This is a genomic window from Nocardia wallacei, from assembly GCF_029869545.1.
GTDB classification, from domain to species: domain Bacteria; phylum Actinomycetota; class Actinomycetes; order Mycobacteriales; family Mycobacteriaceae; genus Nocardia; species Nocardia wallacei_A.
This window is the reverse complement of record NZ_JARWQD010000287.1, coordinates 15829-41965: the sequence shown is the minus strand read 5'-3', so window position 1 is coordinate 41965 and position 26137 is coordinate 15829. Positions and strand designations below refer to the sequence as shown.

At 69.6% G+C, this 26137-nt stretch carries 27 protein-coding genes; 10 read left to right on the top strand and 17 right to left on the bottom strand.

Annotated features, from left to right (window positions below):
• The 9 genes from QH290_RS25125 to QH290_RS25085 all read right to left on the bottom strand — a co-directional run.
• Positions 1 to 795 (bottom strand): enoyl-CoA hydratase/isomerase family protein (locus QH290_RS25125; RefSeq protein WP_280385527.1); only part of this gene is annotated, 795 nt, incomplete at its 3' end.
• Between the two features lie 24 nt (positions 796 to 819).
• The gene (locus tag QH290_RS25120; protein WP_280264696.1) at positions 820 to 2034 is read right to left on the bottom strand and encodes a CaiB/BaiF CoA transferase family protein; all 1215 of its coding nucleotides are present in this window, start codon (positions 2032 to 2034) and stop codon (positions 820 to 822) included.
• Positions 2034 to 2798 (bottom strand): SDR family NAD(P)-dependent oxidoreductase, encoded by a 765-nt coding sequence (locus QH290_RS25115; protein WP_280385525.1) that lies wholly within the window; start codon positions 2796 to 2798, stop codon positions 2034 to 2036. The genes QH290_RS25120 and QH290_RS25115 overlap by 1 nt, the downstream gene beginning before the upstream one ends.
• Entirely contained in the window at positions 2798 to 3964 is a 1167-nt protein-coding gene (locus tag QH290_RS25110; protein WP_280264711.1) for an acyl-CoA dehydrogenase family protein, read from the bottom strand. The genes QH290_RS25115 and QH290_RS25110 overlap by 1 nt, the downstream gene beginning before the upstream one ends.
• A gap of 50 nt (positions 3965 to 4014) precedes the next feature.
• Positions 4015 to 4383 carry a hypothetical protein gene (locus tag QH290_RS25105; RefSeq protein ID WP_280385523.1) on the bottom strand — a complete coding sequence of 123 codons (369 nt, stop codon included), beginning with the start codon at positions 4381 to 4383 and terminating at the stop codon, positions 4015 to 4017.
• The gene (locus tag QH290_RS25100; RefSeq protein ID WP_280264699.1) at positions 4380 to 5135 is read right to left on the bottom strand and encodes an ABC transporter ATP-binding protein; all 756 of its coding nucleotides are present in this window, start codon (positions 5133 to 5135) and stop codon (positions 4380 to 4382) included. Before QH290_RS25100 ends, QH290_RS25105 begins: the two co-directional genes overlap by 4 nt.
• Before the next feature lie 18 nt (positions 5136 to 5153).
• A complete protein-coding gene (locus tag QH290_RS25095) occupies positions 5154 to 5966 on the bottom strand; it encodes an ABC transporter ATP-binding protein (protein ID WP_280385521.1) in 813 nt (270 codons plus the stop codon).
• Complete coding sequence (locus QH290_RS25090) at positions 5944 to 8061, bottom strand: branched-chain amino acid ABC transporter permease (RefSeq protein WP_280385519.1); 2118 nt, start codon at positions 8059 to 8061, stop codon at positions 5944 to 5946. Before QH290_RS25090 ends, QH290_RS25095 begins: the two co-directional genes overlap by 23 nt.
• A 16-nt stretch (positions 8062 to 8077) precedes the next feature.
• A complete protein-coding gene (locus QH290_RS25085; RefSeq protein ID WP_280385517.1) occupies positions 8078 to 9454 on the bottom strand; it encodes an ABC transporter substrate-binding protein in 1377 nt (458 codons plus the stop codon).
• A 310-nt stretch (positions 9455 to 9764) separates the two neighbouring features.
• Here QH290_RS25085 and QH290_RS25080 point away from each other — a divergent pair, with 310 nt between their 5' ends.
• Genes QH290_RS25080 through QH290_RS25055 form a run of 6 tightly spaced genes read left to right on the top strand, consistent with a single transcriptional unit; the run spans position 9765 to position 15059 of the window.
• Positions 9765 to 11033: an aromatic ring-hydroxylating oxygenase subunit alpha gene (locus QH290_RS25080; RefSeq protein ID WP_280264712.1), complete on the top strand. Its 1269-nt coding sequence runs from the start codon at positions 9765 to 9767 to the stop codon at positions 11031 to 11033.
• Positions 11017 to 11367, top strand: a complete 351-nt coding sequence (locus QH290_RS25075) for a hypothetical protein (protein ID WP_280264703.1) — start codon at positions 11017 to 11019, stop codon at positions 11365 to 11367. The genes QH290_RS25080 and QH290_RS25075 overlap by 17 nt, the downstream gene beginning before the upstream one ends.
• A 12-nt stretch (positions 11368 to 11379) precedes the next feature.
• On the top strand, positions 11380 to 12474 hold the full coding sequence (locus QH290_RS25070; RefSeq protein ID WP_280385537.1) for an acyl-CoA dehydrogenase family protein: 1095 nt from the start codon (positions 11380 to 11382) through the stop codon (positions 12472 to 12474).
• Between the two features lie 59 nt (positions 12475 to 12533).
• Entirely contained in the window at positions 12534 to 13316 is a 783-nt protein-coding gene (locus QH290_RS25065) for an acyl-CoA dehydrogenase family protein (protein WP_280385535.1), read from the top strand.
• A 38-nt stretch (positions 13317 to 13354) separates the two neighbouring features.
• On the top strand, positions 13355 to 13780 hold the full coding sequence (locus QH290_RS25060) for a MerR family transcriptional regulator (RefSeq protein ID WP_280264704.1): 426 nt from the start codon (positions 13355 to 13357) through the stop codon (positions 13778 to 13780).
• Between the two features lie 28 nt (positions 13781 to 13808).
• Positions 13809 to 15059 carry a cytochrome P450 gene (locus QH290_RS25055; RefSeq protein ID WP_280385515.1) on the top strand — a complete coding sequence of 417 codons (1251 nt, stop codon included), beginning with the start codon at positions 13809 to 13811 and terminating at the stop codon, positions 15057 to 15059.
• Positions 15060 to 15074: 15 nt separating this feature from the next.
• Here the strand turns inward: QH290_RS25055 and QH290_RS25050 are convergent, their stop codons facing one another.
• On the bottom strand, positions 15075 to 15575 hold the full coding sequence (locus QH290_RS25050; RefSeq protein WP_280385513.1) for an MTB12 C-terminal domain-containing protein: 501 nt from the start codon (positions 15573 to 15575) through the stop codon (positions 15075 to 15077).
• Positions 15576 to 15628: 53 nt separating this feature from the next.
• Complete coding sequence (locus tag QH290_RS25045; protein ID WP_280264707.1) at positions 15629 to 16417, bottom strand: enoyl-CoA hydratase; 789 nt, start codon at positions 16415 to 16417, stop codon at positions 15629 to 15631.
• A 184-nt stretch (positions 16418 to 16601) separates the two neighbouring features.
• On the opposite strand from QH290_RS25045, the gene QH290_RS25040 reads away from it, so the two are divergent.
• Together QH290_RS25040 and QH290_RS25035 are read left to right on the top strand one after the other, a co-directional pair.
• Positions 16602 to 17255, top strand: coding sequence for a TetR/AcrR family transcriptional regulator (locus QH290_RS25040; RefSeq protein WP_280264708.1), 654 nt, complete (start codon positions 16602 to 16604; stop codon positions 17253 to 17255).
• A 46-nt stretch (positions 17256 to 17301) separates the two neighbouring features.
• Positions 17302 to 18153, top strand: coding sequence for an acyl-CoA thioesterase (locus QH290_RS25035; protein WP_280385511.1), 852 nt, complete (start codon positions 17302 to 17304; stop codon positions 18151 to 18153).
• On the opposite strand, the gene meaB is transcribed toward QH290_RS25035, so the two are convergent.
• A complete protein-coding gene (gene meaB, locus QH290_RS25030) occupies positions 18114 to 18992 on the bottom strand; it encodes a methylmalonyl Co-A mutase-associated GTPase MeaB (RefSeq protein ID WP_280264710.1) in 879 nt (292 codons plus the stop codon). The genes QH290_RS25035 and meaB overlap by 40 nt on opposite strands.
• A complete protein-coding gene (locus QH290_RS25025; protein ID WP_280385509.1) occupies positions 18989 to 20134 on the bottom strand; it encodes a thiolase family protein in 1146 nt (381 codons plus the stop codon). Before QH290_RS25025 ends, meaB begins: the two co-directional genes overlap by 4 nt.
• Positions 20135 to 20210: 76 nt before the next feature.
• Between QH290_RS25025 and QH290_RS25020 the strand changes: the two genes are divergently transcribed.
• Positions 20211 to 20975 (top strand): SDR family NAD(P)-dependent oxidoreductase, encoded by a 765-nt coding sequence (locus tag QH290_RS25020; RefSeq protein WP_280265554.1) that lies wholly within the window; start codon positions 20211 to 20213, stop codon positions 20973 to 20975.
• A 48-nt stretch (positions 20976 to 21023) separates the two neighbouring features.
• Here QH290_RS25020 and QH290_RS25015 read toward each other — a convergent pair whose 3' ends face one another.
• From QH290_RS25015 to QH290_RS25005, 3 genes are read right to left on the bottom strand one after another with little or no spacing between them, the layout of a single operon-like run.
• Positions 21024 to 21788 carry an enoyl-CoA hydratase/isomerase family protein gene (locus QH290_RS25015; protein ID WP_280265553.1) on the bottom strand — a complete coding sequence of 255 codons (765 nt, stop codon included), beginning with the start codon at positions 21786 to 21788 and terminating at the stop codon, positions 21024 to 21026.
• A gap of 2 nt (positions 21789 to 21790) precedes the next feature.
• Positions 21791 to 22879 (bottom strand): acyl-CoA dehydrogenase family protein, encoded by a 1089-nt coding sequence (locus QH290_RS25010; RefSeq protein WP_280385507.1) that lies wholly within the window; start codon positions 22877 to 22879, stop codon positions 21791 to 21793.
• Positions 22866 to 23768, bottom strand: coding sequence for an acyl-CoA dehydrogenase family protein (locus tag QH290_RS25005; protein WP_280385505.1), 903 nt, complete (start codon positions 23766 to 23768; stop codon positions 22866 to 22868). The genes QH290_RS25010 and QH290_RS25005 overlap by 14 nt, the downstream gene beginning before the upstream one ends.
• Before the next feature lie 115 nt (positions 23769 to 23883).
• Between QH290_RS25005 and QH290_RS25000 the strand changes: the two genes are divergently transcribed.
• Positions 23884 to 24927: a 2Fe-2S iron-sulfur cluster-binding protein gene (locus QH290_RS25000; protein WP_280385503.1), complete on the top strand. Its 1044-nt coding sequence runs from the start codon at positions 23884 to 23886 to the stop codon at positions 24925 to 24927.
• 15 nt (positions 24928 to 24942) lie between these two features.
• Here the strand turns inward: QH290_RS25000 and QH290_RS24995 are convergent, their stop codons facing one another.
• Complete coding sequence (locus QH290_RS24995; protein WP_280385502.1) at positions 24943 to 26040, bottom strand: CaiB/BaiF CoA transferase family protein; 1098 nt, start codon at positions 26038 to 26040, stop codon at positions 24943 to 24945.
• Between the last annotated feature and the right edge of the window lie 97 nt (positions 26041 to 26137).

Below are 26137 nucleotides of genomic sequence, written 5' to 3'. Positions count from 1 at the left end.
TTCGGGCGGCCTCGAACGCGACCGCCGCCGGGTTATGGGGGGTCGGGGGGGCGGGGCTATGGCGGCCAACGCCTCCGGGGCGTCCGCGGTCGCGAAATTGAGGCCCTGGGCCCGCGCCTCCGCCGAAAGCGCCTCCCGCAGTGTGGAATCGGCGCCTTCGTGCAGCAATGCCTTGGTCTGGGCGAGCGCGACCGGCGGTCCGGCCGCCAGGCGCGCAGCCAGATCGGTGACGAATCCGTCGATGTCGTCCGCGGCCGCCACCCACGTCACCAGCCCCAGCTCCCTGGCCTGCTCGGCGTCGATCGTCTCGGCCAGCAGCGCCAGCCGCTTGGCCTGCTGCATCCCCACCAGCCTGGGCAGCAACCAGGAGCCACCCAGATCCAACGACAGCCCCCGCCGCGAAAAGATCTGCGCGAAGGTCGATTCCGGTGTCGCGACCACGAGATCGCAGCCCAGCGCCAGATTCCACCCCGCACCCACCGCGACACCGGTGACCTTCGCGACGGTCGGCTGCGGAAGTTCGTGCAACAGCGCCGCGACATCGGTGAGCGCCCGCATCCGATAGATCGGATGGCTGTTGTCCGGCACCGAAATATCGGCACCGGAGCAGAACGCGCCGCCCGCACCGGTGATCACCACGACACGCACCGAACGATCGGCGGCCACCCCGCGCAGCTCCTCGGCGAGCGCCGCCCACAGTTCCGCGTCGATCGCATTCCTGCGTTCCGGCCGATTCAGCGTCAGCGTCCGCACCCCGTCGCGATCGTCACGCAACAACACGTCCCCGCCGGTCATCGCCACTCTCCCCGCCGCAATGTCCTACTTCTCATCGACGCTCCCTATCACGCCGGTATCGCGAAGTTGCGCGAGTTCCCCCGGGGTGCAGCCGAACTCGGTCAGCACCGCATCGGTGTGCGCGCCGAGGGCCGGGACGGGACCCATCGGTGGGTCGTAGCCCTCGAGAACGGCGGGTGGCAGGAGGGAGGGGATCGGGCCGCCGGGGGATTCGATGGTGCGCCAGCGGTTTCGCTCGATCAGCTGCGGGTGGTCCAGCACCTCGCTGGGACGGTTGTAGCGGGAGTTGCCGATCCCGGCGTCGTCGGCGGTCTTCTGAATGTCCGCCAGGTCGTGCCGTGCGCACCACGCGCCGATCGCCTCGTCCAGTTCGGCGCGGTGCCGGACCCGGCCGGGGTTGGTCCGGAAGCGTTCGGCGGCAGCGAGATCCGGGCGCCGGAGGATGTCGGTGGCCAGCCGCTGCCATTCGCGGTCGTTGGTGGTGCCGAGCACGACCGTGTGCCCGTCGGCGGTGGGATAGGCCCCGTAGGGCGCGACGGCGGGGGAACTCATCCCCAGCGGCTTTTGGTCCACGCCCGCGTGCCGGGCGTAGGTCAGGTGGTAGCCCATCATCTCGGCCATGGTGTCGAACAGGCTCACCGAGAGGGTGCCGCCGTGGCGTGTGCCCTGCGTGCGACCGTGCAGCGCGGCCAGGATCGACAGGGCCGCGTACAGGCCCGTGGTCACATCCGCGACCGGGGGGCCGGGCTTGGCCGGGGCGTCGGCGGTACCGGTCACCGCGCACACGCCCGACTCGGCCTGCACGAGCAGGTCGTAGGCCCGCTTGTGCGACAGCGGGCCCCCGGCACCGAATCCGTCGATCTCCACCGCGATCAGGTCCGGATACCGCGCGGCGAGGTCGACGGGCGCCAAGCCCAAACGCGCGGTGGCTCCGGGCGCGAGGTTCGACACCAGCACGTCGGCGCGCGCGAGCAACCGGTGCAGAAGTTCCACTCCCGCATCGGATTTCAGGTCTAGGGCGACCGACTCCTTGCCCCGGTTCACCCATACGAAGTGGGCGGCCTGCCCGTGCACGACCTCGTCGTAGTGGCGGGCGAAGTCTCCGCCGACCGGATTCTCCACCTTGACGACCCGGGCGCCGAAGTCGGCCAGGGTGCGGGTGCACATGGGCGCGGACACCGCCTGCTCCAGGGCGACGACCGTGATCCCGGCCAGCGGTCCCCCGGTGGGCCCCGCCATCAGATCACCGTGCCGCCGTCCACCGGCAGCACCTGCCCGGTGATGAACGACGCGGCATCGGAGGCCAGGAAGACGAACGCGCCCGCGACCTCCTCCGGTTCGGCCCAGCGGCGCAGCAGGATTCGGTTGAGCATCTGCTCGGAGAACTTCTCGTTGGTGCGGATGGTCTCCGTCATCGGCGTGGCGGCCAGCGGGGCCAGCGCGTTGACCAGAATGTTCTTGCGCGCCAACTCCTTTGCCAGGGATTTGGTGATTCCGATGATCGCCGCCTTGGCGGCCGAGTAGTTCACCTGTCCCAGGGTTCCCACGATCCCGGCGGCGGAGGTCACGTTGATGATCCGCCCGGTGCCGTCGGTCGGAACGAACGGCAGCGCGGCCTGCGTGCAGTTGACGGTGCCCAGGGCGTGGATGTCGAACAGCCGCCGCACCGATTCCGCCGTGGTGTCGGCGAACATCGCGGGCGCGGTGACACCGGCATTGTTCACCACGATGTGCAGCGCACCGCCCGCCAGGCCCGCGGCCCGTTCGGCGGCGGCACCCGCCGCCTCACGATCGGTCACGTCCAGCGCGAAATGCGCTGCGGTACCGCCGTTTCCGGCGATCTTCTCCGCCACCGCGGCCGCCGCGGCGCCGTCGAGGTCGGTGACGAGCACCGCCGCCCCCGCGGCGGCCAGCGCCTGCGCGACGGCCGAGCCGATTCCCCCCGCCGCCCTGGTGACCAGGGCCGACCGGCCGGTGAGATCGAACAGTGTCTGATTCGCCATCAGTAGCTCCTCGGCAATCCCAGGGTGTGCGAACCCAGGTAGTTCAGGATCATTTCCTGGCTGACCGGGGCGATGCGCATCACGCGCGCCTCCCGGAAGTAGCGCGAGACGTGATACTCCTCGGAGTACCCCATCCCGCCGTGGGTCTGCAGCGCACGGTCCGCGGCGGTGAACCCCGCGTCGGCGCACAGGTATTTCGCCGTATTCGCCTCGCGCCCACAGGGTTTGCCGTTGTCGTAGCGCCAGGTCGCCTTGCGCAGCATCAGTTCGGCGGCATCCAGGCGGGCCAGCGAGTCGGCCAGCGGGAACTGGATGGCCTGGTTCATGCCGATGGGACGGTCGAAGACCACGCGTTCCTTGGCGTAGCGCACGGCCCGGTCCAGCGCGACGCGGCCGAGTCCGAGCGCCTCGGCCGCGATCAGCATCCGCTCCGGATTGAGACCGTCGAGCAGGTACCGGAATCCCTCGCCCTCTTCGCCCACCCTGTCCCGCACCGGGATTCGCAGATCATCGATGAACACCTCGCTGGAGGTGACGGCATTGCGGCCCATCTTGGCGATCGGCCGGATGTCGACGTGGTCGCGATCGAGATCGGTGAGGAACAGCGTCATCCCGTCGGTCTTCCTGGTGACGTCGTCGTAGCTCTGCGTCCGGGTCAGCAGCAGGATCTTCTCCGACTCCACCGCCTTGGAGATCCACACCTTGCGGCCGTTCACGAGGTAGTGGTCGCCGTCGCGGCGCGCGAAGGTCTTGATGCGCGGAGTGTCCAGTCCCGCACCGGGTTCCGTCACCCCGAAGCAGACGTGCAGATCGCCGGTGGCCACCCGGGGCAGCGTGCGCCGCTTGAGCTCCTCGGACCCGTGCACGACCACCGGATGCATGCCGAAGATCGACATGTGGATGGAACTGGCGGCGTTCATGCCGCCGCCGGAGCGGGAGACCTCCTCGGCCAGCAGGGTGGCCTCGGTGATCCCCAGGCCGTGACCGCCGTACTCCTCGGGAATGGTCAGGCCCAGCCAGCCGCCGTCGGCGATGGCCTGGTAGAACTCGGACGGAAATTCGTGCGCGCGATCCTTCTCCATCCAGTAGTGGTCGTCGAACTTGCGGCACAGCTCGGCCACCGACGCGCGGATCAGCTGCTGATCCTCCGACAGGTCGAAGTTCATGCCTTCGGCATTCGTGTCCTCGGACACCTGCACACCTCCCTCTCCCCGGCTCACGGCGTCGAACCGACACCGTCCAGCCGAATCTCGCTGCCCACCACCCGATTTCCGAGCTCGTCCAGGTCGTGGGACTGCCGTGCCAGCCAGAACCGCAGGAAGTTGGTCAGCGAATAGCGCAGGAACAGCGCCGATCCCACCACGCTCACCGCGACCCCGCCGAGGGCGAGCGTGATGGCGTCGCGCTGGGCCAGCGGGTCGGTGGTGCCGTGCGCCAGGAAATACGCCAGCACGGCCACCACGGGCCCGGCCACCATCAGCGCCACCCCGAGCCGCAGCCACAGCGCCGAACGCCCGGCCGCCGGATCGGGGATCTTCAACTCCTGCAATTCGCGGACGAACCGCTCCGCGCGGGTTTCACTCATGTCGAACTTCCTAGGTAGAGGGCTGCCAATTCGTCGCGGATTCCGTCCGGACTGCCGTCGCGCCGGACCTGGCCGCGCACCAGCACCGCCGCGCGGTCGGCGATATCGAGGACCGCCGCGGCGAACTGCTCGACCACCAGCACCGCGACCCCCTGGCGGGCGATCTCGGCCACCTCGTCATAGAGCTGCCCGACGACCAAGGGCGCCAGGCCCATCGACAGCTCGTCCAGCAGCAGCACGGCCGGGTCGGTGGCCAGCCCGCGGGCCAGTGCCAGCATCTGCTGTTCGCCGCCGGACAGGGTGCCCGCGATCTGACCGGAACGCTTGCCCAGCACGGGAAACCGGCCGAACGCACGCTCCTCGATCTCCGCCCGCGACCGTCCGGTGAACGTCATCATCAGCAGGTTGTCGCGCACGGTGAGATTCGGAAACACCCCGCGCCCCTCCGGAATCAGGCACACCCCCGCCCGGGCCAGATCGCGCGGGTCGGCACCGGTCACATCCCGCCCGCCCAGCACCAGCCGCCCGGAGGTCACCGGATGCACGCCCGCAACGACCTTCAGCGCGGTGGTCTTGCCCGCCCCGTTGGGCCCCAGCAGCGCCACCACCTGCCCCGCCCCGACCTCCAGATCCACACCGTGCAGCACGGTGATCCCACCGTATCCCGCCCGCACCGCACGCAGGGCCAGCAGGCCGGGCGCCGCCACGTCGGCTGCCGCCGTGACGGTTTCGGGTATGTCACGCACGCTCACGCCGCTCCCTCCGGTCGGTCATATGTCCCCCAGGTACGCCGCCCGCACGACCTGGTCCTCGCGGATGACCGCGGGCGGACCCGAGGCGATCACTTTGCCGAGGTCGAGCACGTACACCTCGTCGCAGACGTTCATCACCAGGCCCATATCGTGTTCGACCAGCAGTACCGCGGTGCCGTCGGCGGCCAGCGAGCGCAGCAGGTCACCGAACAGTGCCGTCTCGCTGTGGTTCTGGCCCGCGGCCGGTTCGTCGAGCAGGATCAGGCTGGGGCGTGCCGCGATCGCGCGACCCACCTCCACCAGGCGCGCGGTGCCGGTCGGCAGCGCGTCGGCGGAGGTGTCGGCCACCTCGTGCAGGCCGAGCCGATCGATGATGCCGGTGACGATCCCCGCCGCCTGCCGCCGATTCCCGCCCAGCTCCGCGGCCACCAGCAGGTTGTCGCGAACGGTCAAGCGCCCGAACAGTTCCAGGCGCTGGAAGGTGCGGGCCAGCCCGTGCCGGGCCCGGCGCGCCGGGCCGCACCGGGTGACGGCGCGGCCGGCGCTAGCCCCCCCCCCCCCCCGCCCCCGGCGCTGGACGGGGCGCGCCCGCCCGCGCGGGGCCCGGCGCGCCGGGCCGAACCGGGTGACGTCGCGGCCGTCGATCGCCACCCGCCCGCCGGTCGGCCTGCGCAGCCCGCAGACGACATCGAACAGCGTGCTCTTACCGGCGCCGTTGGGCCCGATCAGCCCGGTCACGGCCCCGCGTTCGGCCCGCAACCCGGCGCCGTCGAGCGCCCGGTTGCCGCCGAAGACGACGGAGACATCGTCAACTTCCAGTAGCGACGGCACGGTCGAGCACCTCCCCGTCCTTCGCGGTCCACGGGCGCGTGATCCCCCACCACTCCACGGGCACGTCGGCCGGTCCCGACCGCGTCCGCGCACCGTGCCAGATGCGGCCTGCCACGACGGCTACCACCGCACCGAAGGTGAACTGCCACCCATCGATGGCGTCGAGCACGCGCAGCCCCCACAGTCCGAGTATCGCCAGCACGAGCACCGGCGTCACGATCCGATCCCGCAACATCGGGAACCACTCGCTGCGCATCGGCGCGATCGCCCCCTCCCGCAGCACGCCGCCGCCGAACGCGATGCCGCCCAGCGACGGCAGCACCTGCGCCAGGTTCTGCAGCCCGGGCCACAGCACGGGAATCACGTTGAGCGGACCCGCGAATACCAGTCCGGTGAACATGCCCGCACCGACCGCGCCGAGCCCGGCGATGGTCACGATCAGGAAGATCGGCAGCCCGGCAACCAGATTGAACTGCTCCGGCGCCACGGCCCGCAGCTGCATCCCGTACAGCGCCCCGCCCAGCCCCGCGATGGCGGCCGCCAGGGCGAAGACCAGCACCCGCGCCGCGATCAGGCTGCCGCCGAGGGTGGCATAGGCGGCTTCGCTGTCGCGCAGCGCGATCAGGCGCCGCCCGAACCTGCTGCGCCGCAACGCCGCAACGGCCAGCCCCACCACCGCCAGGCACACCGCGGCGAAGACGGTCACCTCGGCGGTGGAGTCCAGGGCCAGCCCGAACAGCCGGGGCCCGGCCAGGGATATGGAACCCTGGTCGAACAGCGCGACCCGCACCCCGAGCAGTTCGAACGACGGCAGCGTGAAGATCCACCGATCCAGCACCACGGCGAAGGCCGCCGTCGCCAGCGCCATGTACACCCCCGAAAGCCGCAGCGCCGGAACGGCGATCACCGCGCCGACGATCCCGGCGATGCCCATGGCCGCGAGCAGGGCCCACCATTGACCGTCGGGCCCAAGATGCGCGTAGGCCACCGCCCCGATCCCGGCCAGGCTGAGCTGGCACAGCGAGATCTGCCCGGCGAACCCGAGCAGCGGCACGTAGGACAGCGCGATCATGCCCCAGGCGAACATCGCGCCGTAGGTGATCAGATCGGCCTCGCCGAGCATGGTGGCGAGCATGAGGCCGAGCACCACGACCGCGGCGGCGAAGGCCACCGAGCCGTTGACCGACGGCAGCGGAACCGATTTCAGCGTCCGGTCCCGGCCGCGCAGCCGCCCGTGCGGAAATACCAGCAGCGCCACGAACAACAGCAGCGCGGGCGCCGCCAGCCGCAGACCCGGCAGGTACTCGTTCTGCGGGAGGTACCCGGTGAGGTAGCTCTCCAGCAGCCCGACCACCACCGCGCCCGCGAAGGTCATCGGCAGGTTCCGCAGCCGGCCGAAGATGGCCGCGGTGTAGGCGCTCACGATCAGCAGCGACAGCTGCGCGGCGTCCAGCGCCACGGTCGGTGCGATGAGGATGCCACCGATCGCGGCCAGCTCGATGCCCAGGATCCAGGCGATCCTGTTGGCCCGCCGCGGATCCGCGCCGGTCAGCCCCGCCAGGGCGCGATCGTCCACGGTCGCCCGCATCTCGGCGCCGGTTCTGGTGCGGTACAGCAGAATTCGCAGGCCGACGGCGACCGCGACGGCGACGGCCATGGTGAGCGCCTGATGCCAGGTGATCGTGACCGGACCGACATCGATCGACGGCCGATCCGCGAAGAACCGTGTCAGCGACCGTGATTCGTTGGGGTCCCAGATCCACCGCGCCAGCACGATCAGGCCGCTGAGCAGCGCGATGGTCATCACCAGCTTCTCGGCGTCACCGAGTCCCTGCGTCGGCGCCAGCGCCTTGCCGAATACCAGGCCGAACAGCGGCGCGAACACCAGCAGCACCGCGACGATCGCCATCGGCACCGGCCAGTCCCAGCCGACGGTCAACTGCCAGTACACGAATGCCGAGATCATGCCCGCCGCACCGTGCGCGAAGTTGAACACTCCGGTCGTGGTGTAGGTGAGCACCAGCCCGCTGCCGATGACGGCATAGATCGCCGCGGTGCTGAGACCGACGATCCCGAATGCGAGGAACTGCTCCATCAGTGGGACTACCCCGTCACTTCAGATCGCTCATGCTCTTGCCGACATCGGCCAGGGTGGTGGGCTTGCCGAAGTCGCGCGTGTACCTGTAAGCGGTGTAGCCGCAACGGAATACGCCGTTGTTCGGCTTGAAATCGGCGGCCTCCCAGCCGTCCGGGGTCGCCTTCTGCACATTGAAGCAGCGGGTCTGTTCCGACAGCGGCCGGGACAGATCGACGGGCGCCTGCAGGCCGCCACCGGTCCACGCCGTCTCCTTGCTCGCGGCATTGAAAACGCAGGAGCGCGTGAGATCGTCGCCGCAGCTGCTCGCGGACTTGGCGAACAGCAGCCAGGACTGAAAGGCGCGCAGCACCTGGAAGGTGATGTCACCGTCCGGGGCATACTGCTCGAACAGGTCCTTCAGCTGCTGTATCGCGGGGACCTGCGCGGCCGCGTCGAGCGGCGCGGTGCCGCTCATGTCTAGCACGTTGTTCTGCGAAGCCAGCGAACTCTTCACCGCGTCGAGGAACATCCCGTTGTAGGAGTTGGCGTTCGCGTCGATCCAGTCCAGCTTGTAGTTCATGCTGGTGAGCACGTCCTCCAGCTTCGCCAGGTAGCGGAAGTCGCCGAAGAAGATGAGACCCTTGACATTGTTGGCCTTGATCGCCTGCGCGTAGGGAGTCCAGTCCGAGACGCCCGCGATCGGGTACAGCTCGTTGTAGACGATCTTCGCGCCCGCCGCCGTGAGGGATTCGCTCAGCTTCTCGCCCATGACCTTGGTGATGGGTGAGTCGCCGTTGATCATCCCGACCGCACCGGCCGAACCCGGGTATGCCTCCCTGATCAACCACTCCTGGAAACCGCTGTACGGATTCACCGGCTCCGCGGCCGAGGATCCGGCGCCCAGCTGCAGGTCCGATCCGGTGTTGGCGGTCTGGCTGACCTGCGCGGGGAACTCCGGCAGCAGACACGACAGCCGGTCCTTCACCCCCAGCCCGTCCAGCGCCGCGCTGCCACCGACCAGGAAGAAGTCCTCGCGGCACGCGTCCAGCATGCGCTGACGGACCTCCATCAGCTTGGTGTCGCGCAGGTTGGTCACCAGCTTGCGGCCGTTGATCCCGCCCGCCGCGTTGCACCAGGAGGTGAACACCTTCCCCGCGTCGACGAAGTCCGGGTTCTTCGTGAAGCCGATATCGGAGAACATGCCGATCTCGATCTCGGAGGCCGTAACGCCCTGCGCGGAGGCGCTTTTCGCGCTCCCCGGACCACAGACCCCGGACAGGGTGCCGAAGTCGCCCGTCGCGGCGGGGCCCGCACCCTCCGGGGTTTCGCGGGTGCCACCCTCACGACCGCAGCCGGCGGTCACCAGCAGCGCGACCGCCAGCAGGGCAACAACTATGCGGTGCCGTTTCACCGTGGTTCCTCCTCCGTGAGCCGTGCGGGCGATGCCGGTCGTGGCCGTCGCGCCGCGGCCCTATGGAAACTATCTTCTCAGAATTGGATAATCAATGTATGCGTTCTGGAGAGCATGATCTACGCATGCTCATCGGCGGCGCGGCGCCCAACTCACGACGTCGTCGGCCGACCGGAGCGTTGACACCACCCCGGTGGCATGGAAATCTGATAGTTGAAATGTGAGAATGGTATTCTCGCAGGCGGTGCGGCCCGTCGGCCCCGGTGCCCGTCACCTCGCGCGCAGCCGCCGGACTACGAAAGGCAATCCCTTGGCACACTTCACCAAACCAGCGGCGGGGAGCTGGACGCAGAACTATCCCGAGCTGGGCACCGAGCCGGTCGACTACACCGACTCGATCGATCCCGCCTTCTACGAGGACGAACGCCAGGCGATCTTCCGCAAGAGCTGGCTCAACGTCGGCCGGGTCAACCGGTTACCCAAGACCGGCAGCTACTTCACCAAGGAGCTGGCCTGCGTCGGCACCTCGCTGATCATCGTCAAGGACACCAAGGGCGTGGTGCGGGCGTTCCACAACATCTGCCGGCACCGCGGCAACAAGCTGGTGTGGGACGACTATCCGGGCGAGGAGACCGCGGGTACCTGCCGCCAGTTCACCTGCAAGTACCACGCCTGGCGCTACAGCCTCGACGGTGAGCTGACCTTCGTCCAGCAGGAGAAGGAGTTCTTCGACCTGGACGCGAGCAAGTTCGGCCTCAAGCCCGTGCGCTGCGAGGTGTGGGAGGGCTTCATCTTCGTCAACCTCGACCCGAACGCCAAACCCCTCACCGAGTACCTGGGCCCGTTCGCCAAGTCGCTCGAGGGCTACCCGTTCGACCGGATGACCGAGGTGTTCAGCTACCGCGCCGAGATCGGCAGCAACTGGAAGCTGTTCATCGACGCCTTCGCCGAGTTCTACCACGCCCCGATCCTGCACATGAAGCAGGCGGTCAAGGACGAGGCCGACAAGCTGGCCAACGTCGGCTACGAGGCGCTGCACTACGAGATCGCCGCGCCGCACTCGATGGTGTCGTCGTGGGGCGGGATGGCCCCGCCCAAGGACCCGAACATGGTCAAGCCGATCGAGCGGGTGCTGCGCAGCGGGCTGTTCGGCCCGTGGGACCGGCCCGATATCGAGGGGCTGGACCCGCTGCCCGAGGGCATCAACCCGGCCAAGCACCGCGCCTGGGGCGTCGACGAATTCGAGTTCTTCCCGAACTTCTCGCTGCTGTTCTGGGCGCCGGGCTGGTTCCTCACCTACCACTACTGGCCGACCGCCGTCGACCGGCACATCTTCGAGGCGAGCCTGTACTTCGTCCCCGCGACCAACGCCCGCGAGCGGCTGGCGCAGGAGCTGGCGGCGGTCACCTTCAAGGAGTACGCGTTGCAGGACGCGAACACCCTGGAGGCGACCCAGACCATGGTCGCGACCCGCGAGATCACCGAATTCCCGCTCAACGACCAGGAAATCCTGCTCCGCCACCTGCACAAGACCGCCCAGAGGATCGTGAAGGAGTACCGCAATGGCAACGGACGCTGAGACCGAAACACCGCGGCTCCCAGCCGAATTCGCCGATTTCGAGCCGTTCTCGGACTGGATCCTGCCCACCGAGCCGGAGCGCTACCGCAAGCGGCTCGAGTCCTCGATGGCACAGATGCAGCAGCTCTACGACACGGTGTTCCCCCGGCTGCAGGCGGCGCTGGACTACTGCGACAAGTACGACTGGAACGACCTGCCCGACGAGGTACGCAACCTGTTCCACCTGCTGCAGTCGCTGGTGATGGTGTCGTTCCCGGTCGAGGTGTGGAAGCAGCCGCGCGTCCCGGATTCCGGTGCGGCCTACCTCGATCTGGTCCGCGAGCCGGTGGTGTGACCGGTGCCGCCGGTGGACGAGCAGGTCGGCCGGTTCCGGTCGGGCCTGCGCGCCTGGCTGGATGCCAACGACCTGACGCCCGGCCTGGACCAGTCGCTGGACGGGCAGGTCGCGCAGCTGTCGCGGGTGCGGCGCGCACTGTACGACGCGGACTGGATGCGCTACGGCTGGCCCGCCGAGGTGAACGGGCTCGGCGGCCCCGCGGCGCTGCGCGCCGTGCTCGGTGAGGAGGTGGCCTCGCGCGATCTGGCCGAACCCGGCATCTACTCGATGATCGAGGTCCTCGCGCCGACGATGATCTCCTATGCGCGACCGGAATTGGCGTCCGCGACGGTGCCGCTGCTGCTGTCCGGGCGCGAGCAGTGGTGCCAGGGATTCTCCGAGCCCGGTTCGGGCAGCGACCTGGCGTCGCTGAGCACCAAGGCGATTCCGCGCGGCGACGACTGGATCGTCAGCGGGCAGAAGGTGTGGACGAGCCTCGCCCAGTACGCGGCGCGTTGCGTGCTGCTCACCCGGACGGGAGCCGGGCACGACGGCATCACCGCCTTCTTCGTCGATATGGACACACCGGGAATCACGGTGCGGCCCTTGCGCACCATGCACGGCGTGGACGAGTTCGCCGAGGTGTTCTTCGACGATGTGGCGGTGCCGGGCGACCGCATGCTCGGCACTCCGGGCGACGGCTGGCGGGTGGCGATGGATCTGCTGCCCTACGAGCGCTCCACCTGCTTCTGGCACCGGATCGCGTACCTGTTCACCCGGCTGGACCAGGTGCTCGAGCAGACCGCGATCACCGACGATGCCGCCCTCGGCGCCGCCTACCTGGCGCTGCACACCGTCCGCTGCCGCTCCCGCGCGACCCAGCAGCGGCTGGCCGACGGCGCCCGGCTCGGCGCGGAGACCTCGATCGACAAGGTGCTGCTGGCCACGGCCGAGCAGCAACTGTTCGACACCGCGCGCGACTTGCTCCCCGGCGCAGTCGAATTCACCGATCCGCACTGGCGCACCGAGTACCTCTACTCCCGGGCGGCCACGATCTACGGCGGCACCGCCGAGATCCAGCGCAACATCATCGCCCGCCGCCTCCTGGACCTCGGAAAGGAGTGACCGTGGCCGAGCTGGATGGGGCGGAGGTGGAGCTGTTGGCCGGGGCGCTGCGCAAGGCGATGTCCGCGGCCGCCGGGCCGGAACTGGACGCGGCACTGATCGAGCTGGGCTGGCCGGAGCTGCTGGCCGAGGTGCCCGATGTCGCGGTGCCGCTGGTGTTCCGATTGCTCGGCGAGACCGGTTCCCACGCTGCGGTTCTCGTCGATGTGGTCGGGAGTGATGCGCAGCCGGGCCCGGTTCCCGACGACGTCCGGCGGTCGGTACATCACTCGCAGCCGGGCCCGGTTCCGCTCCCGTTCGCCGGAGGGGCCTGGGTGGTTTGGGATCGCGAGGGTGGCTCCGGTGCGGCGGTGGACGAGGAGCTGCCGTTGCGGACGGTCGCGTCCGGGACCGAACTCCCGGACGCCGCGCTGGCCGCCGGACGCCGGGCGCTCGGCTGGTGGCTGCTCGGCACCGGGCACGCCATGCTGGCGCTGGCTCGCCGACATGCCTTGGAGCGCAAGCAGTTCGGCCGTGCCCTGGCCTCGTTCCAGGCGGTTCGCCACCGCCTGGCCGAAACCCTGGTCGCGCTGGAGGGCGCCGAAGCGGCACTGCGGACCGCCGACGGCGAACTCGGAGCCCTCCTCGCCAAGGCCGCCGCGGGCCACGGGGCGCTCACCGCCGCGCGGCACTGCCAGCAGGTGCTGGGCGGTATCGGCTTCACCGCCGAACACGACCTGCACCGCCACGTCCGCCGCACGCTCGTACTCGACGGATTACTCGGCAGCACAAGGGAACTGATCCGCGAGGCCGGTGCCTACATCCGAACGAACCGCACGGCCCCGCGCCTGGCCCAGCTCTAGCACCCCGGATCGACGAGGCGGCCCCGTACTCTCGTGTCATGTCCGCTCGCCAGCAGCACCTGACGATCAGCGAGGTCGCGGCGGCCACGAACCTGCCGACCTCCACCCTGCGCTTCTACGAGCGGGAAGGGCTGATCCAGCCCCTGGCCCGCAGCGCCGGAAAGCGGATCTACGCGCCCGACATCCTGTCCCGCCTGGCACTGATCGACCTGGCGAAGCGGGCTGGGTTCACCCTCGCCGAGACGGCCCGCCTGATGGATATCGGCACCGGAACGCCCCGCCCGGAATGGCGAGAACTGGCCGAACCGAAGCTGGCCGAACTCGACGAGCAGATCGCGTCCGCCCAGCAGGCCAAGGAGATCATCCGGCACGGATTGGAATGTCCCAGACCATCCTTCGCGGAGTGCCCGGTCTTTCAGGAGCTGATCCAGCGCCATCTCGAGACCATGCGGAGCTTGACTTGAAGTTCGGTTCAACGGCAATGCTCGGCGCATGGAAATCAGCAGCACCGATGCCGTGGCCGACGCCCTGGGCGAACTGCTCGACCCGGCGAACCGGCACGACCCCTACCCCCTCTACGCCCGCATCCACCGGGCCGGGCCGACCTGGCTGGAGCCACTGTCCGCCTTCATCGTCCCCGGATTCTCCGATTGCGAGGCGCTGCTGCGTGATCCGCGGCTGAGCGCCGAGCGCGGGACCGCGGACCGGGCATGGATCGAACAGATGCTGCCGCCGGACGCACCACCCTCGGTCCTGCGGCCCTGGTTCCTGTCCCTGGATCCGCCGGACCACACGCGCCTGCGCCGACTGGTCTCCGCATCCTTCACCGCGCAGCGTGTACGGCGGCTCGAGGCCGATATCGCCGAACTCACCGATGACCTGCTCGACGCCGTGGCCGGGCGCGGCGCGACGACCATGGACGTGGTGGCGGACCTGGCCCGCCCGCTGCCGATCACGATGATCTGCCGCATGCTCGGTGTCCCGGTCGACGACGAGCCCCTGTTCCGCGGCTGGTCGGAACGTCTCATCCGGCTCATCGACGGATTCGACACGGAGCCGGCGCGATCCGACGGTCCGCCGGACTGGCTGTGCGCACTCACCGACATGCACCGCTACATCCGCGACCTGATCGCGACCCGGCGCCGCAGCCCCGGCGACGACCTCATCTCCGAACTGTCGGCCGCGCAGCACGACGCGGACGCGCTCAGCCACGACGAATTGGTCTCCACGGTGGTGCTGCTGCTCGTCGCCGGGCACGAAACCACGGTGAATCTCATCGCCAACGGCATTCTCGCGCTGCTGCGCACGCCCCGGCTGCTCACCGAACTGCGCGAGCATCCCGAACTGGCCCCCGCGGTGGTGGAGGAGACCCTGCGCTACGACCCACCGGTGCAGTTGACCGCACGAATCCTGAAGCAGGACACCGCATTGTGCGGCCATACCGTCCCCGAGGGTGCCATGGTCAACCTTCTACTGGCCGCCGCCCAGCGCGACCCGTCGGCGTTCACCGCACCGGACCTGTTCGATCCCCACCGCCGGGACTCCCGCCACCTCGCCTTCGGCGGCGGGCCGCACTTCTGCCTCGGCGCACCATTGGCCCGCCTGGAGGGGCGTATTGCGTTCCGGCGCTTCGCCGAACGAGTCACGGACCCGATCGGGGTACAGGACCCACCGCCGTACCGGCCACACGTCAACCTACGCGGGCCGGAGTCACTCATCGTGCGCTACACCGAGATTCGGTGACTCGCCGAGCGGCCGTCAGCAGGCCGGGGAGGTGCCGCCCTGGATGGCCAGCAGGGCACAGAACGTGGAGGTGGCGACCTTCCACTGGCCGTTCTCCCGGACGGCCTGGCCGGTCTGGTCCGGCAGCATCGGGGTGCCGCCGACCGACAGCGTGTAGGTGACGTCGGCATGGTCGGGGTCGGTCGGCTCGACGGCGGCGACGGTCACCGACGTGCCCTGCGCCTGCGGATTGGCCGCCTGCGCCTCGAGGATCGGGCGGAAGACCTCACCGTTCTGCACCACCGCGGCCTTCTGCTGCGGCGGCGTAGCGCCATTGAAGAATGCCGTGTACACCTCGGTGACCGCCTTGGTGGTCGCCGGATCCGCCTGGGCGGCAGCGGTTCCGGCGGCCGCGGATGCGGATGTCGATGCGGGGCTGGGGGATTCGTCATCGGATCCGCATCCGGCGACCACGCCGACGGCGACAATCGCCGAACCGCAACAGACAGCGATCCGGCTCAGGATGGAGTTGCGCATGAAACTTCCTCGTTTCGGTGTGAGAACTGTGCTGGCACCGCGCGCGATCCGCGTCAGGCCTTCGACTCCGACTTCATCTCGTCCAGCTGCGCCAGGATCGGATAGCCGCTCACGCTGAGCGCGTTGCCGTGACCGGTCTGATGGACGTCGAACACCGACTGGATCGCGGCGTAGAAGCCCTGCACATCCAGCGTCTGGTTGACCGCGCGCTTGGCCTGTCGCAACCCGAACGGGGGCATCGTGGCGATCCGCTCGGCGAGCGCCCGGGTCTGCGCGTCGAGGTCGGCGCGCGGCACCACCTGATTCACCATGCCGACCTGCCGAGCCTCCTCGGCCGACACCGACCGCCCGGTGAACAGGATCTCCTTCGCCTTGCGCGGCCCGAGTTCCCATGTGTGCCCGTGATATTCGACCCCGCCGATGCCCATCAGCACCACCGGATCGGAGAACTTCGCGTCGTCGGCGGCGACGATGAGGTCACACGGCCAGCACAGCAGCAGGCCGCCCGCGATGCACCGGCCCTGCACCGCCGCGATGGACGGTTTGGGAATGTTGCGCCAGCGCAGCGAGTACTCCAGGTAGCGGCGCGCCTCGCTGCCGTAGATCAGCTCCAGGGTGATCTTGTCCACCTGCTGACCGCCACCGGACCGCAGGTCGTGCCCGGCCGAGAAGTGCTTCCCCTCCGCGCGCAGCACGATGACCGACACCTGCTCGTCGTCCCCCGCCCGGACCCACGCGGCATCGAGTTCGTCCAGCAGTTCCCGGTTCTGCGCGTTGGCCGCCTCGGGCCGATCCAGGGTGATGGTCGCGATCCGATCGGCAACCTCGTAGCGGATGTACACGTCGACTCCTCAGCTCCGAACCGGACACCTGCGCCCCCGGTGCGCCTGCGAGAATATCATTCTCATCAACGTAAGGCTAAATCTCCCAGATCGAGATTGGAACCCCAAGTTCGAATAATGTAACTATCATTCTCCGGTACAGTGCATTCATGTTCTCTCCATATGACCGAGGACCGAGGCACCGGTGACCACGTCGAGCGAGAAGCCCGCCTGGAAGCAGCGCGCCGTCGAACGCTCGCTGCGAACCGCGAAGCTGCGCGCCGAGCAGCGCGTGCAGCGGTTCCTCGACGCCGCCCAGGCGATCATCACCGAAAAGGGCACCACGGACTTCACCGTGCAGGAGGTCGTGGACCGCTCGCGGCAGTCGCTGCGCAGCTTCTACATGCAGTTCGACGGCAAGCACGAGCTGCTGCTGGCGCTGTTCGAGGATGCCCTGAGCCGCACCGCCGATCAGCTGCGCGCCACCGCCGACGGACAGCACGGTCCGCTGGACAAGCTGCGGGTGGCCGTCGAGTTGCTGTTCGAGCTGTGCCGGCCGGATCCGGCGGCCCGGCGCCCGCTGTTCACCGATTTCGCACCGCAGCTGCTGATGTCGCATCCCCGGCACGTCAAGATCGCCCACGTGCCGCTGCTGACCCTGTTCACCGAGCTGATGGACCTGGCCAAGGAGACCGGGGAGCTGCGTCCGGAGATCAACTCGCGCCGGTCGGCGGCCATGCTCATGCAGACCGTCATGTTCATCGCGCAGTCCGCCGGGGCCGCGGGCGAGGAGTCCGCACACCCCATCACCGCCGCCGAGACCTGGGAGTTCTGCGCGCACGGGTTCGCGGCCTCCTGACCGAGAATTATATTCTCTAAACCGAGAACATAGTTACACTCGAGGCATGTCCGAACTCTGGAATGACCTTGTCACCTGCCTGACCCTGTCCCCCGGCGGCTCCGACACCGCGGTCGAGGGCCGGAACCTGTCGCTGCCCTATCACCGGGTCTTCGGCGGCCAGGTGCTGGGCCAGGTCGTGCGCGCGGCGGGTACGGCGGTGTCCGACAAGGCGATCAAGTCCGTGCACGTGGTCTTCGTGCGCGAGGGACGCACGGACGAACCGATCCGGTACCGGGTGCACCGCCACCACGCCGGGCGCTCGTTCGCCACCGTGTCGGTGGTGGCCGAACAGTCCGGCGGTGTGGTGGCGACCGCGTCGGTGTCGCTGCACGCCGAGGAGCACGGGCCGCACCGGCAGACCGTCGACCCCGTGCCCGCCCTGTTGTCCGCCGAGCACAAGGTGCAGTGGAACCTGCTGCCGTGGGAGACCCGCGCCACCGTGGACCTGGACGACCTCGGTTCCGCACCACCGGAATTCGAGTTCTGGATGCGCACACCGGACGTCGCACCGGACCTGGCGCCCGCCCTGCTCGCCTATGCCACCGATCTCACGCTGATCGGCACGGCGCTGCTGCCGCTCGAGGGCTATGCGCAGACCGGCAACGGCACCGCGTTCGTCTCGGCGGTCACCTCCCACACCCTCTGGTTCCACCGCCCCTTCCGCACCGACGACTGGCTGCTCCTGCGCCAGCACAGCCCCCTGCTGGCGCACGCCCGCGCCTTCGGCCGCGGCGACGTCCTCACCGAAGACGGCACCCTGGTGGCCTCGTACGCCCAGGAGGCCATGGTCCGCATCCCCGAGCAGGGGAGTCGCGCTCAGCGTTCCGGGGGCACCAGCGCCGCGGCGGCGCGGTAGGCGTCGCACTCGCCCTCGGCGACGGCGGTTGCCAGCCGGTCCAACTCGGCGTGCGTGCGTAACCGGGTCTGAGCCAGCGAGAGAATCTGCGCCCGGGCCCGGGCCGTCCGCCGGGCCGGGGTGTCGGCACGGTGATGGGCCTCGATCGCGTCGATCAGTTCGGTGATCCCCTCGCCGCGGGAGGCGATCAGCGTGAGAATCGGCACGCCGGATTCGGCGCGCAGGTCACGCACGGTCTGCTCCGCGCCCTCCCGATCGGCCTTGTTCACCACCAGCAGGTCGGCCACCTCGAGCAGCCCGGCCTTCGCGGCCTGAACCGCGTCTCCCGCACCGGGATTGAGGATCACCAGGGTGGGATCGGCGACGGCGGCGATCTCGATCTCGGACTGCCCGACGCCCACGGTCTCCAGCAGCACCACGCCGAATCCGAGCGCCGCGAGCAGGCCGATCGCGGCGGGCACCGCGGCCGACAGCCCGCCCAGGTGCCCCCGGGTCGCCAGCGAGCGGATCAGTACGCCGGGGTCATCGATGTGCTGGGCCATCCGGATTCGATCGCCCAGTAGCGCACCCCCGCTGTACGGCGACGACGGATCGACCGCCAGCACGGCCACCCGCAGCCCCCGCTCCCGATACACCCGGACCAGCGCCGTGATGGTGGTCGACTTCCCCGCCCCCGGCGGGCCGGTCACCCCGATCACCCGGACGGGCGCCGGATCGACGGCAGCCAGCACCTCCCCCCGCCGCTCCCCCTCGACCAGGCTCAGCAACCGCCCCACCGCCCGAACCGACCCCGCCCGCGCCAGGTCGAGGAGTTCGTCGACACTCGCCGCGGCGCTCACGCAGCCGGGACCTCGATGACGGTCGCCGAGCCCATGCCTCCGCCCGCGCACATCGCCGCGATGCCGAAACCTCCTCCGCGGCGGCGCAATTCGTGCACGAGGGTGACGATCATGCGTGCGCCGGTCGCGGCCACCGGGTGGCCGAGGGAGCAGCCGCTGCCGTTCACGTTGACGATGTCCGGATCGAGGTCGAGGGCTCGGATGGCGGCGATGGGCACCGAGGCGAACGCCTCGTTGATCTCGATCAGCCGGACGGCCGACAGCGAGATGCCCGCGCGCGCAACCGCCTTCGTGATCGCCTCGATGGGCGCCATCCCGGTCTCCGCCGGATCCACCCCCACCGAGGCCCAGGACCGGATGTGGGCGAGCGCGGGCAGACCCAGCCGTTCGCTCGCGACCGCGAGCGCGGCGGCGCCGTCGTTGGCGCCGCACGCGTTCCCCGCGGTGATGGAGAACCCCTCGATCTCCGGGTGCAGCACCTTCAGCCGGGCCAGCTTCTCCAGGTTGGTGTCGCGGCGGGGATGCTCGTCGGTATCGAACAACCCGTGCGGGGTCTCGATCGGCACGATCTCCTCCTTGAACCGGCCCTCATCGATGGCCGCGATCGCGTTGCGGTGCGAACGCAGCGCCCACGCGTCCAGCTCCGCGCGCGAAAGGCCCGCGCGCACAGCGGCATTCCAGCCGACGGTGATGGACATGTCCATGGCGGGAGCGTCGGGGCGATCCGGGTGGCTCGGCGAGACCCAGGGGTCGATCCATTCGTCCTCACCCACCTTGAACCGCGCCCTGGGCGCGGTGGAATCGGAATTCACCCCGCCCGCGATGACGAGTTCGTCCATACCGGCACGGATTCCGGCGGCGGCCGTCTGCACCGCGGACATTCCCGCCGCGCAGTGCCGGTTCAGCGCCGCGCCCGCGACGCCGGTCAGGCCCGCGGTGACGGCCGCGTGCCGCGCCACCACCCCGCCGCCGTAGCGGCCCTCCCCCAGCACCACATCGTCGATGTGCGTGGCGTCCAGGCCCTCGGCGGCCGCACCCACGACATGGTCGGCCAGGTCGAAGGCATTGGTGTCGCGCAGCGTTCCCTTCCGGGCGGTACCGATGGGGGTCCGCACCGCGGACACGATCACGGCTTCGGGCATTCGATGGCCTCCAATTCGAACGGTGAGAATGTTATTTTCTCAATAGGAGAGTCATAGTTGCAAGATTGGATATCACATGCAGATCAGTGGAACCTCAGCACTCGTCGTCGGCGGGACCGGCGGGCTCGGCGAGGCCACCGTGCGCCGCCTGCACGCCGCCGGGGCCCGGGTGGTGGTCGCCGACGTCGCCGACGACAAGGGCAAACAGCTCGAGGCCGAGCTCGGCATCCGCTACCAGCACACCGACGCCACCGACGAGGACTCGGTGCGGGAGGCGATCGCGGTGGCGGAATCGCTGGGCCCGCTGCGGATTTCGGTCGACACGCACGGCGGACCCGCGACCGGCGGGCGGCTGGTCGGCAAGGACGGCGCCCCGCTGCCCCTCGACGGCTTCCGCACCACGATCGAGTTCTATCTGACCGCCGTGTTCAACGTCCTGCGCCTGTCGGCGGCCGCGATCGCCAAGACCGAACCGCAGGACGAGGGCGCTCGCGGCGTCATCGTCAACACCGCCTCGATCGCGGCGTTCGAGGGCCAGGTCGGTCAGCTCCCCTACGCCGCGGCCAAGGGCGGCGTGGTCGGCATGACCCTGGTGGCCGCCCGCGACCTGTCGCCGCTGGGCATCCGCGTGGTGACGATCGCACCCGGCACCGTCAACACCCCCGCCTACGGCCAGGCCGCCGACAAGCTGGAACAGTACTGGGCCCCGCAGGTGCCCTTCCCCAAGCGCATGGGCCGCTCCGCGGAGTACGCCCAGCTGGCCACCGCCATCATCGAAAACGATTACCTCAACGGGGAAGTCATCCGCCTCGACGGCGCTCTGCGCTTTCCGCCCAGGTGAGAGGTGAACGCGGGGCACGGCGGGGCGCCCCGCGACACCGGCCGCGCGTCACCGGCCCGCGGTGAGCCTGGTGATCACGGCGCGGAAATCCTCGGTCTGGAACGACAGGTCCTCGGCGGTCGTCGCGTAGTCCAGGGTCGCCAGCACCGCGCGCTCGAGATGCAGGTTCAGCAGGCGCTTGGTGCTCTCCACCGCCTGGCGGGGCAGTTCGAGCATGCGCTTGGCGCACGCCAGCGCCTCGCTCACCGGATCGGCGACCACATGGTTGGCCAGCCCCATCTCCCGCGCCCGTTGCGCGCTGATCTTCGCGCCGGTGAGCGCGTACTCCTTGGCCAGCAGCAGGCTGGTGTGCAGCGGCCAGGTCAGCGGCCCGCCGTCGGCCGCCACCAGACCCACCTGAACGTGCGGGTCCTTGAGGTAGGCGGTCTCGGCGAGATAGGCGATATCGCTGAGCGCGACCAGGCTGCAGCCCAGGCCGACCGCCGGACCGTTGACCGCCGCCACCACCGGCACCCGGCACCGCGCCATGCCGAGCACGATGTCCCGGCCGTGCGCGATCGTCTTGGCCCGCAACGCCGCATCGCGTCCCAGCTCGGCGAGATAGGCGAAATCGCCGCCCGCCGAGAACGCCGTCCCCGCACCGGTGAGCACCGCGACGCGGGCGTCCCGGTCGTCGCTCAGGCGCGGCCACAGCCGAGCCAGGCCGGTGTGCAGGTCGTCGTTGACGGCATTGAGGGCGTCGGGCCGGTTCAACGTGATGATCCGGAGCGGGCCGTCGGCCTCGACGAGAATTTCCTGGGGCAGGTCGTACATGGTCACACTCCTAGTCCGAGAATGCGTGCGGCGATGATGTTCTTCTGGATCTGCGAGGTCCCGCCCATCACGCTCTGGGCGCGGCTGTAGAAATAGCTGCCGAGCAGTTCATGGTCGCCGGTACCGGCGACGGCCAGCGCCGCATGCCCGACCGACTGGTCCACCCAGGTCATGAGCAGTTTGTCCAGCGAGCCGTCCGGGCCGTGCACGACGCCGTCCAGCTGTTCGGACAGGCGGCGCCGCACATGCAACCGCAGCATCTCCGTCTGCACGGCCGCCCAGGCCAGCTCGTCCGGCGGGTCGCCGTCGAGCCGGGAAGCCAACTGCCGCACCAATTTTCCGTAGCGCGCGGCGTAACCGAGCGTCGAGGGCTCGCGCTCGTGCCCGACCACGGTCATGGCCAGTTTCCAGCCGTCGCCGGGCGCGCCGACCATCTGATCGGCGGGCACCGTCGCCCCGTCGAAGTGCACCTGGCCGAACTCGCGCGTGACGCCGCTGATCATTTTCAGTGGCCGCTGCTCGACACCCGGCTGTTTCATCGCGATGATGAACGCCGAAATGCCCTTGTGCCGAGGCACTTCCGGATCGGTGCGGGCCAGCAGCAGGCACCAGTCCGCGACGTCGGAGTAGCTGGTCCAGATCTTGTGGCCGTGCACGACGTAGTGATCGCCGTCGCGGGTCGCCGTGGTCGTCAGCGACGCCAGATCGGATCCGGCGCCCGGTTCGCTGAACCCCTGGCACCAGCGTTCGGTGCCGTTGATCATGCCCGGCAGGAAACGCCGCTGCAGTTCCTTGCTGCCGTGCCGCCCCAGGCCCTGCACGAGATAGCCCAGGCTGGGCCGGGGCGGTGCACCGGCGAGAGCGAGTTCCTCGTCCACGATCACGTCGTAGACCGGCGGCAGTTCGTGGCCGCCGAATTCCCTGGGCCAGGACGAACCGAAGAACCCCGCCGCGTAGAGCGCCCGATGCCACTCGCCCTGGCGCGCCCAGTACTCGTCACCGGAGGTCGGGAACCCATCCGCCGTCTCGGTCAGCCAATCACGCAGGCGGGCACGGAATTCGGCCTCCTGCGGGGAATCACGAAAGTCCACGATCGATCTCCTTCAGTGCGACGGGGAACAGTTCGGTCGAGGCCAGCGCCCGGCGCAGATACACATGGGCGAGACAGTCCCAGGTGTTGCCGATACCGCCGTGCACCTGAATCGACCCCTCGCAGACGGTGCGGGCCATCCGCGCGGTGTAGACCTTGGCGATGCGCGCGGCCCGCAGCGCCGCCTCGGGGGCGAGTTCGTCGACCGCCCACGCCGCGTGGCGCAGGACGCTGATCGCGCCCTCGATCAGTGCCTGGTTCTCGGCCAGCAGATGCGCGACCGCCTGGTAGGAGCCGATCGTCTTGCCGTACTGCGCACGGACTTTGGCGTAGTCGACGGCCAGATCCTGGGCGCCGCGGGCGGTGCCGAGCAGGTCGGCGGTCGTCGCGGTGAGGGCCAGCGCGTGCCAGCGCCCCGACTCGTCCGCGGACAGCTCCCCGGCCTGCTCGAACTCGCCCGTCAGCGCGGCGGTCTGCCGGGTCAGGTCGACGCCGGGCACCACCCATCCGAGGGCGGCGGTCAGAATTCGCGCACCGTCGACGAGCAGTGCCCGGCTGCTGCCCCGGGCGTCGACGGCGCGGTCGCCGACCCCGATCGTCCAACCGCGCTCGTCGGCGGGGCGGGTGCGCAGGCCGTCGGCCAGCACCGGGCCGAGGAACGCGACATCGACCAGCCCGCGGCCGAATTCCTCGGCCACGATCGCGACCTCGACACCGGACGCGCCGTCGGTGCGCAGCGTGCGCCAGCCCGCGGTGTGCACCGCGCGCTCGAGCCGGGTCCGGCGCACCTCGTCGTCCAGGTCCGCGACCGATCCGGGGCCCAGATCATCGGCCAGTTTGGCCGCGGCATCGCGCAGCTGCCGCTGTTCGCTGCTCAGGCGCACATCCATGGCACTCCTCGGGGGCTCGGCGATCCGGTGGTGGAGAACATGTTGAGAGATCCTCTCGTGGATGAGAATATAATTCTCATCATAATAGAATCTACCTACCAGGAGGCCGCGGTTCATGGCGAGATCCTCGTTTTTCCAGCGGGCGACGGTGACCCGGATCGTGAAGGAGAGCGTCGATGCCCGCACGTTCGTGCTCGCACCGCACGACGGGCCGATCGCCTACCGGGCGGGGCAGTTCTGCACGTTCCGGGTGCCGGTGGACGGTACCGCGCTGTTCCGCTCCTACTCGATGTCCAGCGCGCCGGAGACCGACGACGAGCTGATGACGACGGTGAAGCGCGTTCCGGGCGGCAAGGTGTCGAACTGGATGCTGGACAATCTGGCCGAGGGCGACGAGCTGCAGATGTCCCGCGCGGCGGCCGGTCGATTCTGCCTGCGCGAGACCGACGTCCCGCTGCTCGGCTTCAGCGGCGGCAGCGGCATCACGCCCATCCTGTCGCTCACCAAGTGCGCGCTCGCCTCCACCCAGCGGCGGATCCGGCTGCTCTGCGCCGACCGGGACGCCGATGCGGTGATCTTCGGTACGGTGCTGGCCGAGCTGGCGCGGACCTATCCGGACCGGCTGGAGGTGGTCCGGCATCTCGACGCGGACCGGGGCTTCCTCGACGCCGCCGCCATCCGCGCCTTCGTCGGCGACGACGGCCACGCCGACCACTACATCTGCGGCCCCGAGCCTTTCATGGAAATGGTGGAGCTGGCACTCCCCGGTCCCGGCCTGGTGTTCAGCGAACGCTTCGGCGCACCCGCACCGGCGGTGAGCACCACGCAACCATCCGGAACCACCACCGTATCCGACTCTGCGGCAACGACGTCCGACCCAGCCGGGGCGGGCACCGTCACGATCACGCTGAACCGCAAGAAGAAGACGGTGCCGCGTAAGCAGGGCGAGACCCTGCTGGAAAGCGCCCGCCGGGCGGGGCTGTCACCACCGTTCTCCTGCGAGCAGGGCAACTGCGCCACCTGCATCGCCCGGGTGACCAAAGGCAGTGCGTCCCTGCGGCACAACGACGCCCTGACCGACGACGAACTGGCCGACGGCTACGTCCTCACCTGCCAGGCGGTCCCGGACACGGAGACCATCAGCGTCGACTACGACTGAGCTGCCGGGCCGGGCTCAGCCGAGCATGTCTCGGCCGTTGTGCTCACCCAGCCGGGGCGGTGGTCCGTACCGGGGACGGTATCCGGCGATCCGGATCGGGTTGCCTACCAAGCGATACTCCCCCGCGCCCACCACGGTGTCCGGACTGGATTCCAATGCCTCCGGGAGTTCGCGGACCGCCGCCGCCGGGATTCCGAGGGGGCGCAGCCGGGCTTCCCAGCCGGGCGCGGTATCGGCGGCCAGGGCGGCGGTGACCGCCGACAGCACCTCCGCGCGGTGCGCGACCCGGTCGGCCATCAGCTCGAATCCCGCGATACCGGCCTCGGCGGCGAAACTCTTCCAGAAGCCGTCGTGGGTGATGAACAGCGCCAGGTAGCCTTCGGCGGTCGGAAACAGCTGTGCGGGGACGTAATACGAATGCGCGCCGAACGGGCGGCGCTGCGGCCGCTTACCGTCGTTGAGGTAGGCGGCGGCGTGGTAGTTGAGCTGGGAGAGCATGACCTCGTAGAGCGAGACGTCGAGCTGCCCGCCGCGGCCGGAGACGATCTGGGCCAGCAGGCCCAGCGCCGCGGTCAGCCCGGTCGAATTGTCCGCCGACGAGTAGCCCGGCAGGGTCGGCGGTCCCTCGGGATCCCCGGTGAGAGCGGCGATTCCGGCGGCGGCCTGGATCACGTAATCGAAGGCCGGGTCGTCGCCGCCGTGCAGGCCGTAGCCGGTGATCGCCACGCAGACGATCCGCTCGTTGTATCGCCGCAGCGCGTCGTAGGTGAGTCCGAGCCGCCGGATCGCCGAGGGCTTCAGATTCACCAGCAGCGCATGCGACTCCGCGACCAGCTCGCCGAGCCGGGCGCGCCCGGGCTCACTACCCAGATCGATACGGACACTGCGCTTTCCGCGATTGAGGCTGGCGAAGTAGCTGTCGCTCACCTGCCGCGAGATATCGCCTCCCGCCGGTTCCAGCTTGGTGACCTCGGCCCCGAGATCGGCCAGCATCATGGTGGCGTACGGCCCGGCCAGCATGGTCCCGACCTCCAGCACCCGAATCCCGGCCAGCGGCCCGGATTCGTTGCGCCCCTGCCGATCCCCGGCCGCTACGGGTTCGTCCGATCTCACGGTGGCTCCTCGGTGTGACGACGACGTCCGGGCGTTGATCCCGGCCAAAAGCGCGCCGGGAAACAAGAAGCGGAACGCACCGGGAAACAAGAAGCGG

Bases quoted from the DNA above. Each gene is read 5' to 3' on its own strand.
- QH290_RS25120 (WP_280264696.1), bottom strand. From the start codon at position 2,034: ATGGCGGGGCCCACCGGGGGACCGCTGGCCGGGATCACGGTCGTCGCC.
- QH290_RS25115 (WP_280385525.1), bottom strand. From the start codon at position 2,798: ATGGCGAATCAGACACTGTTCGATCTCACCGGCCGGTCGGCCCTGGTC.
- QH290_RS25110 (WP_280264711.1), bottom strand. From the start codon at position 3,964: ATGAACTTCGACCTGTCGGAGGATCAGCAGCTGATCCGCGCGTCGGTG.
- QH290_RS25105 (WP_280385523.1), bottom strand. From the start codon at position 4,383: ATGAGTGAAACCCGCGCGGAGCGGTTCGTCCGCGAATTGCAGGAGTTG.
- QH290_RS25090 (WP_280385519.1), bottom strand. From the start codon at position 8,061: ATGGAGCAGTTCCTCGCATTCGGGATCGTCGGTCTCAGCACCGCGGCG.
- QH290_RS25075 (WP_280264703.1), top strand. From the start codon at position 11,017: ATGGCAACGGACGCTGAGACCGAAACACCGCGGCTCCCAGCCGAATTC.
- QH290_RS25065 (WP_280385535.1), top strand. From the start codon at position 12,534: ATGTCCGCGGCCGCCGGGCCGGAACTGGACGCGGCACTGATCGAGCTG.
- QH290_RS25060 (WP_280264704.1), top strand. From the start codon at position 13,355: ATGTCCGCTCGCCAGCAGCACCTGACGATCAGCGAGGTCGCGGCGGCC.
- QH290_RS25055 (WP_280385515.1), top strand. From the start codon at position 13,809: ATGGAAATCAGCAGCACCGATGCCGTGGCCGACGCCCTGGGCGAACTG.
- QH290_RS25050 (WP_280385513.1), bottom strand. From the start codon at position 15,575: ATGCGCAACTCCATCCTGAGCCGGATCGCTGTCTGTTGCGGTTCGGCG.
- QH290_RS25035 (WP_280385511.1), top strand. From the start codon at position 17,302: ATGTCCGAACTCTGGAATGACCTTGTCACCTGCCTGACCCTGTCCCCC.
- QH290_RS25025 (WP_280385509.1), bottom strand. From the start codon at position 20,134: ATGCCCGAAGCCGTGATCGTGTCCGCGGTGCGGACCCCCATCGGTACC.
- QH290_RS25020 (WP_280265554.1), top strand. From the start codon at position 20,211: ATGCAGATCAGTGGAACCTCAGCACTCGTCGTCGGCGGGACCGGCGGG.
- QH290_RS25015 (WP_280265553.1), bottom strand. From the start codon at position 21,788: ATGTACGACCTGCCCCAGGAAATTCTCGTCGAGGCCGACGGCCCGCTC.
- QH290_RS25005 (WP_280385505.1), bottom strand. From the start codon at position 23,768: ATGGATGTGCGCCTGAGCAGCGAACAGCGGCAGCTGCGCGATGCCGCG.
- QH290_RS25000 (WP_280385503.1), top strand. From the start codon at position 23,884: ATGGCGAGATCCTCGTTTTTCCAGCGGGCGACGGTGACCCGGATCGTG.